At 70.8% G+C, this 12,069-nt stretch carries 10 protein-coding genes; 7 read left to right on the top strand and 3 right to left on the bottom strand.

All coding sequences use genetic code 11. The features are described 5' to 3' along the window. Positions 1 to 96: 96 nt before the first annotated feature. The 3 genes from Cs7R123_RS29465 (at position 97) to Cs7R123_RS29475 (ending at position 4,939) form a co-directional block, all read left to right on the top strand. On the top strand, positions 97 to 1,236 hold the full coding sequence (locus Cs7R123_RS29465) for a class I SAM-dependent methyltransferase (RefSeq protein WP_212831223.1): 1,140 nt from the start codon (positions 97 to 99) through the stop codon (positions 1,234 to 1,236). 127 nt (positions 1,237 to 1,363) lie between these two features. Next, positions 1,364 to 4,345: an EAL domain-containing protein gene (locus tag Cs7R123_RS29470; protein WP_212831225.1), complete on the top strand. Its 2,982-nt coding sequence runs from the start codon at positions 1,364 to 1,366 to the stop codon at positions 4,343 to 4,345. A gap of 129 nt (positions 4,346 to 4,474) precedes the next feature. Beyond that, entirely contained in the window at positions 4,475 to 4,939 is a 465-nt protein-coding gene (locus Cs7R123_RS29475; protein WP_212831227.1) for a type II toxin-antitoxin system PemK/MazF family toxin, read from the top strand. On the opposite strand, the gene Cs7R123_RS29480 is transcribed toward Cs7R123_RS29475, so the two are convergent. The 3 genes from Cs7R123_RS29480 to Cs7R123_RS29490 all read right to left on the bottom strand — a co-directional run bounded on the left by Cs7R123_RS29480 (position 4,940) and on the right by Cs7R123_RS29490 (position 7,284). Next, positions 4,940 to 5,953, bottom strand: coding sequence for an adenosine deaminase (locus Cs7R123_RS29480; RefSeq protein ID WP_212831229.1), 1,014 nt, complete (start codon positions 5,951 to 5,953; stop codon positions 4,940 to 4,942). It lies immediately after the preceding gene. 30 nt (positions 5,954 to 5,983) lie between these two features. Then, positions 5,984 to 6,799, bottom strand: a complete 816-nt coding sequence (locus tag Cs7R123_RS29485) for a trans-aconitate 2-methyltransferase (protein ID WP_212831231.1) — start codon at positions 6,797 to 6,799, stop codon at positions 5,984 to 5,986. A gap of 281 nt (positions 6,800 to 7,080) precedes the next feature. Next, entirely contained in the window at positions 7,081 to 7,284 is a 204-nt protein-coding gene (locus tag Cs7R123_RS29490; protein WP_212831233.1) for a cold-shock protein, read from the bottom strand. Between the two features lie 357 nt (positions 7,285 to 7,641). On the opposite strand from Cs7R123_RS29490, the gene Cs7R123_RS29495 reads away from it, so the two are divergent. From Cs7R123_RS29495 to Cs7R123_RS29510, 4 genes are all read left to right on the top strand, one after another. Then, a complete protein-coding gene (locus tag Cs7R123_RS29495; protein WP_212831235.1) occupies positions 7,642 to 8,985 on the top strand; it encodes an ABC transporter substrate-binding protein in 1,344 nt (447 codons plus the stop codon). Between the two features lie 101 nt (positions 8,986 to 9,086). Beyond that, positions 9,087 to 10,106, top strand: a complete 1,020-nt coding sequence (locus Cs7R123_RS29500) for a carbohydrate ABC transporter permease (protein ID WP_212831237.1) — start codon at positions 9,087 to 9,089, stop codon at positions 10,104 to 10,106. After that, positions 10,103 to 11,062 (top strand): carbohydrate ABC transporter permease, encoded by a 960-nt coding sequence (locus Cs7R123_RS29505; RefSeq protein ID WP_212831239.1) that lies wholly within the window; start codon positions 10,103 to 10,105, stop codon positions 11,060 to 11,062. Before Cs7R123_RS29500 ends, Cs7R123_RS29505 begins: the two co-directional genes overlap by 4 nt. Positions 11,063 to 11,638: 576 nt before the next feature. After that, on the top strand, positions 11,639 to 12,049 hold the full coding sequence (locus Cs7R123_RS29510; RefSeq protein ID WP_212831241.1) for a hypothetical protein: 411 nt from the start codon (positions 11,639 to 11,641) through the stop codon (positions 12,047 to 12,049). Positions 12,050 to 12,069 lie beyond the last annotated feature (20 nt).

Below are 12,069 nucleotides of genomic sequence, written 5' to 3' on the forward strand. Positions count from 1 at the left end.
CGGTAACCAGTCAGCCGGTGCCGCCGGCAGCTCCCGTCGTGCCCCGTTCACCGGTGACCCCTTTCGAGGCGGTTTCGGCGCCGTTACATTGGCGCAATGACGAGCATTGATCTCGGTCGTACGCTGGACCGACGTTTCCAGCAGTTCTTCTCCGGCCGGTCCGGAACCCCCTTTTCGGTGCGCCACGGGGACTTCGCGCACACCGTCGGCGCGGGCGCGCCCGCCTTCACCGTCGTCGTCAGCGACCCGCGCGGCGCCAAGGCGCTGGCCGGGCTCGACCAGTTCCAGATCGGCGTGGCGTACCTGCGCGGCTGGCTGGACTTCGAGGGCGACCTGATGGCGGCCCTGAAGATCCGCGGCATGTTCCACGACCGGCACCCCATCGCCTGGCTGGCCCGGTTCGCCCCCGGGTTGCGCCTCGGCGGCGCCGAGCACGACCGGCGCGCCATCTCCGCGCACTACGACGAGGAGTCGGAGTTCTTCCTCACCTTCATGGACTCCCGGCACCGCTGCTACACCCAGGGCGTGTTCGCGCGCGACGACGAACCGCTGGAAGACGCGATGACCCGCAAGATGGAGCTGGCCCTGGAATCGCTGCGGGTCTCCCCCGGCGACCACGTCCTGGAGGTCGGCGGCGGCTGGGGCGCCTTCGCCGAGTACGCCGCCCGCCAGGGCGTCCACGTCACCACGCTGACGCTGGCCGAGGAGTCCGAGCGCTACCTGTCCGCCCTGTTCGCCCGCGAGCAGCTGCCCGCCCAGGTCGTCCGGCAGCACCTGCTGCGCTACCAGCCGCCGCGCCGCTACGACGCGATCGTCAACATGGGCGTCACCGAGCACCTGCCCGACTACCGCGCCACCCTGCGCAAGTACGCCGAGCTGGTGCGCCCCGGCGGCCACGTCTACCTGGACGCGCTGGCGATGCGGGCCAAGCACCGGGTGTCGACGTTCATGAGCCGCTACATCTACCCGGGCAAGTCCTCGCCGCTGGTGCTGCACTCGTACCTGCGCCAGGTGGCCCGCTCGCCGTTCGAGCTGGTCAGTGTGGACGACGACCGGCACAACTACCACCTGACCTGCGCCGAGTGGGCGCGGCGGCTGGACGCGGCCCGCGACGAGGTGGTCCGGCGCTGGGGCGAGCCGCTGTACCGGCGGTTCCGGCTGTTCCTGTGGGGCTCGGCGGCCAGCTTCGACACCGGCCTGGTCCAGGCGTACCGGTGGGTGCTCCGGATGCCTTGACCCGTTTTCCCGAAGTATGTCCGGGTTGGCGCGGTACCGTCTATAGGTGTCGCCTGACGCCACTCCGCTAGCGGCGAATGCCCGCGGCCCGCACGAGCGGGCCGGCGGTCTCCCCGCGGCGGTAGGGGTGCTCTCGCCGTTCCTCGGCGGTTGGTACTTCGGCGGGGTGCTGGCGGGCATCGTCGGCACCGCGGCCGAGGCCGGCGCGGGCGTCATCGCCGTGCAGACGCTCGACGCCGGCACCGACCACATCGAGGTCACCGAGCCGGGCGAGCTGGCCCACCCGGTGGCGTGGCGGCACACGTGCGGCTTCATCGTCGTGCTCAAGGCCGTGTCGCCGCACTACCTGGCCGGGCTGCGCTCCGCCGGGCTGCCGGTCGTGCTGGTCAGCCAGCCGACGCCGGGTATAGACCTCCCGCTGGTCATGCCGGACAACCGCACCGGCGTCCGCGAGGCCGTGGCGCACCTGGTCGCGCACGGGCACCGGCGCATCGCGTTCGCCGGGCACTTCGGCACCGTGGACGTCCAGGAGCGCTGCGAGGCGTACCGGGCCGCGCTGCGCCAGCACGACCTGGAGCCGGACCCGCGCCTGGTATACCCGGCGACCGACAACCAGCCCGCCGGAGGGGAGGCCGCGGCCCGGCTCATGCTCGCCGACGGCCTGCTCTCGACCGCGGTCGTGTGCGGCACCGACGAGAACGCCGCGGGCCTGATGCACGTGTTAGAGCGGGCCGGCCTGCGCCTGCCCGAGGACCAGGCGGTGATCGGCTACGACGACATCCGCTCGTCGTCGTACCTCACCCCCCGGCTGACCAGCGTGCGGCAGCCGATGGACATGATCGGCCGGACGGCCGCCGCCACCCTGCTGGCGATGGTGGCGGGCCAGCCGCCGCCGCGGGAGCGGATCACGGTGCCGACCTCGCTGATCGTGCGCGAGTCGTGCGGCTGCCCGAGCGAGCATGCCGCTCCCAGCCCGCCGCCGCGCGGCGACCGCCTGACCGAGCAGATCGCCGACCTGGTCGCCCCGGTGCACGGCACGCTGTCGGACACCGAGACGGTCACGCTGATGCACGCCGCCGGAGTGGTCGCCGAGGCCGTCCAGGCGCCCGCCGCCGGGTGCGAGACCGACCTGCTGCTCGCCTCCCGCCAGGACGGCACGTCCGTGGTCGAGCTGCGGCTGGCGCTGGCGAAGCTGCTCCACCTGGGCGGCCGGGCCGAGGTGCTGTACGAGATCGCCGAGCTCGTCCGCTGCCACGGGGAGACGGCCATGCCGGTGCTGCTGGCGCTGACCCAGATGCGCGGGCGGACCCTGTTCCACGAGGGCGCCCGGCTGCGCGAGGACCTGAGCATCCAGTACGAGGTCGGCATGGACCTGCTGCGGGGCCACCGCGAACCGGCCCGGCTGGACTGGCTGGGCCGCACCGGCGTACGCGCGGGCTGCCTCGGGCTCTGGGCGGGCGGGCTGCCGCCGACCGAGGCCGACCCGGTGCTGGAGGTGGCCAGCCTGTTCGAGGCCGGGCAGGCCCCGCGGGCGGGGACCGAGCCGTCGCTGCCGGTCAGCGAGTTCCCGCCGCCGAAGCTGCGCCACCCGCTCGACCTCGGCCCCGACCTGGTCACGTTCCTGGTGCCGGTCAAGAACGGCACCAGCGACTGGGGCTGGCTGGCCGTCGTCGACGCGGTCAGCACCACGGGCGCCACCGGCCGCGAGCCGTTCAACCAGTGGTCGGCGCTGCTGACCGTCGCCCTGGACCGGCAGGCGCTGCTGAGCGAGTCGCTGCGGCAGAAGGAGCAGCTGCGCATCGCGGCGCTGTACGACGAGCTCACCGGCCTGCCCAACCGCTCGCTGTTCCTGGACCGGCTGCGCCAGGCGATGCGCCAGTTCCGCCGCCCGCACGGCCGCCCGTTCGGGGTGCTGTTCCTGGACCTGGACGGGTTCAAGGTGGTCAACGACAGCATGGGCCACTCGGCCGGGGACCGGCTGCTCAAGCAGGTCGCCCGCCGGATCAAGGGGGCGCTGCGCGACACCGACACGGTGGCCCGCTTCGGCGGCGACGAGTTCCTGGTGCTGCTGGACGAGGTCGACGCGCCGCACACCCCCGCGCAGGTCGCCGAGCGGCTGCACCGGGTGCTGGCCCAGCCGTTCCAGCTGCACGGCCAGGACGTGGTGGTGACCGCCAGCATCGGCATCACCATGAGCAGCCGCCGCTACCTCAACGCCGAGGACCTGCTGCGCGACGCCGACATCGCGATGTACTCGGCCAAGTCGGCGCACAAGGGCCGGCACGCGATGTTCGACACGACCATGCACGACCGCGCGGTGAGCCGGATGCAGATCGAGACCGAGCTGCGCCAGGCGATCGACGGCGGCGAGTTCGAGGTGCACTACCAGCCGATCGTGCTGCTGCGCTCGGGCGCGGTCCGCTCGTTCGAGGCGCTGATCCGCTGGCGCCACCCGGTGCGCGGGCTGCTCGCCCCCGGGGAGTTCATGCCGGTCGCGGAGGAGACCGGCCTGGTGGTGCCGATCGGGCGCTGGGTCATCGACGAGTGCGCGCGGCGGCTGGCCGGGTGGCGCGCCGCGGGCGCCCCGTCCGGGCTGTCGGTCGCGGTCAACGTCTCCAACCGCCAGTTCTGGGCCGGTACGGTGCTCGACGACGTGGCCGGGGCGCTGGCCCGGCACGACCTGCCCACGGGCAGCCTCGCCATCGAGATCACCGAGGGCGTGGTGATGGAGAACGTCGGCCCGGCCCGCGACATCCTCGACGCCCTGCACGAGGTCGGCTGCCGGCTCTACATCGACGACTTCGGCACCGGCTACTCGTCGCTGGAGGCGCTGCACCGGCTGCCCATCGACGCGCTGAAGATCGACCGCTCGTTCGTGACGCGGCTGTCGGCCGACCGCCGCAGCGGCGAGCTGGTGCGCACCATCGTCCTGATGGGCCGCAACCTGGGCCTGGAACTGATCGCCGAGGGGATCGAGACCACCGACGAGCGCGACCGCCTCATCCAGCTCGGCTGCGGCTACGGCCAGGGCTTCCTCTTCTCCCGGCCCGTCCCGGCCGACACCGCCTACCGCCTCCTGGAGCCGTCCCGGGCGCAGATCCCGTCTTAGCATCGACACTGGCCTATCTAGTGGACGAAATTCGTCCAGCCGTCCTCCGGATAGGCCAGCGTCGATGCTAAGTGCGCCCGGCAGCGCCCCTCACGGCAGCGGGAGCCGGCCCGCCTAAACTCAGCGGGCATGTGGCTCACCCTCATCGTGCTCGCACTGCTCGCGCTGGCCGCCCTGGCCTGGTGGCTGCGGCGGCGCCCCGCCGCGCCGACCCGCCCCGGCCGTCCCGGCCGCAAGCCCGGCCGCCCGACCGCGCCGAGCCGCCCGGGGACACCGGCCGGCGGCCCGCAGTCCGGGGAGATCTGGTGGGCCGACGTGCCGTACGAGGACGGCACCGGGCACAAGGTGCGCCCCTGCCTCGTGCTGCGCGGCGACGCCAAGGCCTATGACGTGCTGAAGATCACCAGCCAGGACCAGTCGCACCGGCACGACCACATCGCGATCCCGACCCGGACCTGGGACGCCGACGCCGATCACGACAGCTTCCTCGACCTGACCGACCCGATCCGGGTGCCGGCCGGGTCGTTCTCCAACCGCGCCGGCACCCTGGACGCCGCCGTCTGGCGCAAGGTGCGCACCCTGCACAAGGTCTGATCAGGCCGCGTACGCGTCGATCTCGGCCAGTAGCGAGCGCTTGACCGCGTCGGGGGCGAACGACTGCCGCACCCCGGCGCGGGCCAGCTCGGCCACGCCCGCCGCGTCCAGCCCCAGCAAGCCCGCGGCGACCTCGTACTCCCGGTTCAGCGTCGTGCCGAACATGGGCGGGTCGTCGGAGTTGATGCTGATCGGCACCCCGGCCGCCACGATCGCGGCCAGCGGGTGCTGCCCGATCTCGGCCACCGCCCGGGTGCGCACGTTCGAGGTGGGGCACACCTCCAGCGGGATGCCGCGCTCGGCCAGGTACGCCAGCAGCTCCGGGTCCTGCGCGGCGTGGATGCCGTGGCCGATGCGCTCGGCGCCCAGCTCGGTCAGCGCGTCCCAGACCGTCTGCGCGCCCGTGGTCTCCCCCGCGTGCGGGACGCTGCGCAGCCCGGCCGCCCGCGCCTGGTCGAAGTACGGCTTGAACTGCGGCCGCGGCACCCCGATCTCCGGTCCGCCCAGCCCGAAGCTGATCAGGCCCTCGGGCTGCTCGTCCAGCGCGATCCGCAGGGTCTGCTCGGCCGCGGCCAGGCCCGCCTCGCCCGGGATGTCGAAGCACCAGCGCAGCACCACGCCGAGCTCGCGCTCGGCCCGCGCCCGCGCGTCCTCGATCGCCTCGCAGAACGCCCGCGCCGGGATGCCCCGCCGCACGCTGGAGAACGGCGTGATGGTCAGCTCCGCGTAGCGCACCTGCTGGGCGGCCAGGTCCTCGGCGATGCCGTAGGTCAGCGTGCGCACGTCCTCGGCGTCGCGGATCAGGTCCACCACGCTGAGGTAAACCTGGATGAAGTGCGCGAAGTCGGTGAAGGTGAAGTATTCGGCCAGCCCGGCCGGGTCGGTGGGGACCCGGGTGTCGCCCTCGTAGCGCGCGGCCAGCTCGGCGACCACATGCGGCGAGGCCGACCCGACGTGGTGGACGTGCAGCTCCGCTTTCGGCAGTCCGGCGACGAAACCGGCAAGATCAGACATGACAGGCACCTTACGCGTCCCACCACCGGGTCAGCGTTTGCGGGCGGTGGCGAAGACGCGGCGGAAGGGGAAGTCGACGATTCCGGCGTACGGCGGGTAGGCGCGCTCCAGCGCAGGCTGGAGCCCGGCCCGGAACTCGTCCCACCCGGCGTCGTCGAGCAGGGCGCGGACCGGGCGCAGCGCCGTGCCGGAAAGCCAGGTCAGCACGGGGTGCTCCGGGCCGCCGACGGGCAGCTGGTGCAGGTATTCGGTCTCCCAGGCGTCGACGTCGCATCCCGCGTCGCGCAGCAGCCGGGCATACCCGGTGGCGTCGGGGACGCGGCGGACCTGGTCGTCGAGCTCGCCGAGCCGGTCGGCCCAGCGAGGGCTGCCGCACAGCTCGCGCAGGGCCAGGTGGGCGGGGGCGTCCTGGTTGCCGGGCACCTGGAGCGCCAGCCACGCGCCGGAGCGCAGGGCGGCCGCCCAGGCGGTCAGCAGCTGCTCGTGACCGGGCACCCACTGGAGCACCGCGTTGGTCGTGATCACGTCGACGTCCGGGCCGGGCACGTAGTCGCGCACGTCGGCGACCTCGTACGCGACGCTGCCGCCCTGTGTCGCGACGCTGCCGCCCTGTGTCGCGACGCTGCCGCCCTGTGTCTTCGCCTTCTCGATCATCTCGGCCGAGGAGTCGAGGCCCCGCACGCGCGCCCCGGGCCAGCGGGCCGCGAGGGTCTCGGTCAGGTTGCCCGGCCCGCACCCGAGGTCGACGACCTCGCGCGGGTCGTCCGCGGCGATCCGCGCGACGAGATCGTGGAACGGCCGCCCCCGCTCGTCGGCAAACCGCAGGTAGATGTCCGGATTCCACATGATCGTTCCTCCGTCGCCGGGCCAGGTTTACAAACCGTACGTACGTCTTGGTTTGAGGATAGACCCCTGCCCGGCCACCTGCCAACCCGCCTACGGCGGCAGGCAAAAGCTGTCCGATGATCGCGAGCCTCGGTCGAACGCTCACGTCAGAAGGAACCTTCCGACCCCAAATGGCGACCAACAGCCCACGCCACGGCCCAGGCCACCGCCAGGCCACCGGCCGGCCCGGGAAAGCAGCGAGCCCCGCATCCACGGTGGGATGCGGGGCTCGGCGTGTCAGATCAGACGGGGCGGACCGCGTCGGCCTGGGGGCCCTTGGCGCCCTGGACGATGTCGAACTCGACCCGCTGGTTCTCCTCGAGGCTACGGAAGCCGGAGGACTGGATCGCGGAGAAGTGGACGAAGACGTCCGAGCCTCCGCCGTCGACCGAGATGAACCCGAAGCCCTTGTCGGCGTTGAACCACTTGACGGTTCCCTGAGCCATTTTCACCATTTCCTTGCACAAAACGAACCGCTCCGCACACTTCGTGCGGGGGCTGGCCACTTGAGCAGCGGCACCGGCGGCTCTCACAGGAGGGTGACTCCCAGGGAGGGCAACGCGAGCAGACCACATACACAAAAACCGAGGACTAGTATAGCCCACCACGCCGGAACAGCCTATGGCCAGGTGGCACAGTTACTCTTGCCACCAAGTGCGAGCTGGTTTCCGAATCGTTACGAACCTTACTGTGGTGAGCGCTGGACAGCGTGAGATCGAAAGCGTTTGCATATCTTGCGTCACGTTGCGTGTAGTCCGGCACATTCGGGCTGCGCTCCGACAACGAATCGAGGAGGAAACTCCATGTCCACCAGACACCGGCGTCTGCTCGCCCTCTCGGGCGCGGTCGCGCTGGCCCTGTCCGCTGCCGCGTGCGGCAGCTCGGACAAGCCAGACGCCACCGGCAATCTCGACAAACCCGAGTGCGCGGCGTACACGGACTACACCGGCATCGCCGGCAAGACCGTCACGATCTACTCCCCCATCCGCGACGCCGAGGCAGGCCTGCTCGAGGAGTCCTGGAAGGCGTTCGCGAACTGCACCGGCGTCAAGATCGAATACGAGGGCTCGGGCGAGTTCGAGGCCCAGCTCAAGGTCCGCGTCGAGGGTGGCAACGCACCCGACCTGGCCTTCCTGCCCCAGCCGGGCCTGCTGGAGTTCTTCGCCAAGGGCAGCAAGCTCAAGGCCGCAGGCGACAAGACCAAGGCCATGGCGGAGAAGAACTTCTCCCCCGACTGGCTCAAGTACGGCACCGTCGACGGCACGCTCTACGGCGCTCCGCTCGGCGCGAACGTGAAGTCCTTCGTGTGGTACTCGCCGAAGACCTTCAAGGAGAAGAACTGGACCGTCCCGACCACGTGGGACGAGATGATCGCGCTCAGCGACAAGATCGCCGCCAGCGGCGTCAAGCCGTGGTGCGCCGGCATCGAGTCCGGTGACGCGACCGGCTGGCCGGCCACCGACTGGATCGAGGACGTGCTGCTGCGCGACCAGGGCGCCGACGTGTACGACCAGTGGGTCAAGCACGCGATCCCGTTCAACGACCCGCGCATCGCGTCGGCGACCGACCGGGTCGGCTCGATCCTGAAGAACGAGAAGTACGTCAACGGCGGCTACGGCGGCGTGAAGTCGATCGCCACCACCGCGTTCCAGGAGGGCGGCCTGCCCATCATCGAGGGCAAGTGCGCGCTGCACCGCCAGGCCTCCTTCTACGCCAACCAGTGGCCGAAGGGCACCAACGTGTCGGCCGACGGCGACGCGTTCGCGTTCTACTTCCCGGCCATCGACCCGGCCAAGGGCAAGCCGGTCCTGGGCGGCGGCGAGTTCGTCGCGGCCTTCACCGACCGTCCCGAGGTCCAGGCGGTGCAGACCTACCTGGCCACCTCGGACTGGGCCAACGGCCGCGCGAAGCTGAAGAACTGGATCTCGGCGAACAAGGGCCTGGACGTGAACAACGTCGAGAACCCGATCGACAAGGTCGCGGTCGGCATCCTGCAGGACCCGAAGTCGGTCTTCCGCTTCGACGGCTCGGACCTGATGCCGGCCGCCGTCGGCGCGGGCTCGTTCTGGAAGGGCATGACCGAGTGGATCAACGGTAAGGACACCAAGACCACCCTCGACGCGATCGAGGCGTCCTGGCCGAAGTGATCCGGCACCGCATGATCTCTTGATCATCTGACTGCGCCGTGTGGGTCCGACCGGGCCCACACGGCGTAGTCTTCCTCCCGATCGGCCGACGAGGAGACCGCGTGGACTTCGACTTCACCGCCGAAAGCCCGAAGCTGATGATGCTGCTGTACGGTGTCGTCGCCTTCGCGGCCGTGGTGGGACTGCTGCTGCTGGTGCTCGATGTGCTGCCCAGCCGCAAGGACCGCTGGGTGGCGCTGGGCCTGCTGTTCCCGGCGGGCGCCCTGCTGACCGTGGGCCTGATCGTCCCGGCGGTCCGCACCCTGATCCTGTCGTTCATGAACGCCGACTCGACGAAGTTCGTGGGCTTCGACAACTTCGTCTGGATGTTCACGGACAAGACCTCGGGCATGCTGCCCGACTTCAGCTCCGACCCGGTCTCCTACGGCGTGCTGCTCAGCACCGTGATGTGGGTGCTGCTGGTGCCGAGCGTCTCCACCGCGATCGGCCTCGTCTACGCCGTACTGGTCGACCGGGCCAGGCTGGAGTCGTTCGCCAAATCCCTGATCTTCATGCCGATGGCGATCTCGTTCGTCGGCGCGGGCATCATCTGGAAGTTCATCTACGCCTACCGCCAGGAAGGCGAGGACCAGATCGGCCTGCTCAACCAGGTCGTCGTCGCCCTCGGCGGCACCCCGCAGCAGTGGCTGCTCGACGGTCCCTGGAACACGCTGTTCCTGATCGCGGTGCTGGTCTGGATCCAGGCCGGCTTCGCCATGGTGATCCTGTCGGCGGCGATCAAGGCCATCCCGGCCGACATCGTCGAGGCCGCCCGCATCGACGGCGTCACGCCGTGGCAGATGTTCTGGCGGGTGACCATCCCCAGCATCCGGCCCGCGCTGGTCGTGGTCATGGTGACCATCTCGATCGGCACCCTGAAGGTCTTCGACATCGTCCGCACCATGACCGGCGGCCAGTTCGGCACCAGCGTCGTGGCCAACGAGATGTACAACTACTCGTTCCGCTTCGACGAGAAGGGCAAGGGCGCCGCGCTGGCGGTGCTGCTGTTCGTGCTCGTCGCACCGATCGTCATCTACCAGATCCGGGTCATGCGCCGGCGGCGGCTGGAGGGTTCTCGATGAGCACCGGTACGGAAACGATCGCGGCGATGCCCGAGTCGGAGGTGCCCGCGACCCCGGCGGGACGGGTGCGCAAGCGGCTGACCAGCCGCACCGCCAGCGCCGTGTCGCTGGTCATCGCGCTGCTGTGGACGGTGCCGACGTTCGGCCTGCTGGTGTCGTCGCTGCGGCCCGAGGACCAGATCAAGAGCAACGGCTGGTGGAACTTCTTCAGCGACCCCCAGCTCACCCTGGACAACTACCAGGAGGTGCTGTTCGGCACCACCGCGTCCTCCGGGCGGCTGGCGGGCTACTTCATCAACTCGCTGGTGATCACGATCCCGTCGGTGCTGTTCCCGCTCGCGTTCGCCTCGCTGGCCGCGTACGCGCTGGCCTGGACGCGTTTCCGGGGCCGCGACTGGGTCTACATCGGCATCTTCGCGCTCCAGATCGTGCCGCTCCAGATGGCGCTCATCCCGCTGCTGCAGTTCTTCACCAAGGGCGTGGCGATCGACGGCTTCCAGCTGCTGCCCGCGTGGGACCTGGAGAACGAGGCCAAGTTCGTCACGGTCTGGTTCGCCCACACCTGCTTCGCGCTGCCGCTGGGCATCTTCCTGCTGCACAACTTCATGGCCGAGCTGCCCGGCGAGCTGGTCGAGGCGGCGAAGGTCGACGGCGCCAGCCACGCGAAGATCTTCCGGTCCGTGGTGCTGCCGCTGATCGTGCCCGCGCTGGCTTCGTTCGCGATCTTCCAGTTCCTGTGGGTATGGAACGACCTGCTGGTCGCGCTGATCTTCGCGGGCGGCCCGAAGAACGCCCCGCTGACCGTCCGGCTGGCCGAGATGGCGGGCACCCGGGGCAACGAGTGGCAGCGGCTCACCGCGGGCGCGTTCGTCTCGATCGTCGTACCGCTGATCGTCTTCCTGTCCCTCCAGCGCTACTTCGTCCGAGGCCTGCTCGCAGGCTCCGTCAAGGGCTGACCCGCCCACGCCGAACGACACTTTCGGGGAAACTGCAGGAATCCGAGCCCGGATTCGCGCAGTTTCCCCGAAACTGCATTCAGCCCCGCCCGCCCCGCGGCGACCGTCGAGACCTCGACGATCTCTCCCGGCTTGGCCTTATTCGGTGCGGCGACCAGCGGCACACCGCGTTTCTGCCCGCCGACCGTCGCCCCGTCGTGTGGGATCTCGCGATGGAGCGTCGCCGCCCCGTTCCCGGTGCCCTTGACCCGCACGCCGAGCCGCAGTCCGGGCGTGCGACGGAAGCGCCTGAGCCTGTGGATAACCGGGCGGACGCCTATGTCCCCCCGGTACGTGACCGGGCGGACGTGTACGTCTGAGCGACCGGACGTAGGCGACCGAGCGACCGGACGCCTACGTCCGGGGAACCGCCCTTAACCATCAAGAACCATCCCCCGCGCGGGGCGCTCCCTCCGGGCCGCCGCTCCGGTGGGCGCTGCTCTCCCCGCGCCTCGTGCCGGACAGTGCCCCGAGGCACGCCGGACAGCCTGCCCACAACTGTGGCCCCTGCCGTGCCGAGCGCCTTGGAGGAGACCGATGACCGCCCACCCGATGACCGCTGCCATCGGCGAGATGGCCGCACGCCTCGCGGTGGCGAACTACTGCGCTGGTGTCGCCTTCACCAACGGGCAATGCGGCGGCAAGTCCGTAGACCACTGGGACCGGGCGTCTGTCCGGCGGCTCCGGGCGGTTCAACGCCTCGCCGCCGCCATGTCCGCCCCGGTGTGCGCCACCGCCGCCGACACGCCCGCCCGCACGCGGACAATGTCCGGGCAGCGGTCCGCCCCGACGCTGGTTATAGCAACGCCGGACATGGCGGTGTCCGCCCGGACGTCCGCCCCCGCCGCCACGACTGCCGCCCGAGTCGCCGCCATCGCCGCCGCCCTTGGCGTCTGTGACCGGACGGTCCGGCGGCATCGGGCGGCGCTGCGGGCGGTGTCCGCCTGACCGCCGCCTGTGTCCGCCCG

Origin of the sequence: Catellatospora sp. TT07R-123 (genome assembly GCF_018327705.1) — a bacterium.
Classification (GTDB): domain Bacteria; phylum Actinomycetota; class Actinomycetes; order Mycobacteriales; family Micromonosporaceae; genus Catellatospora.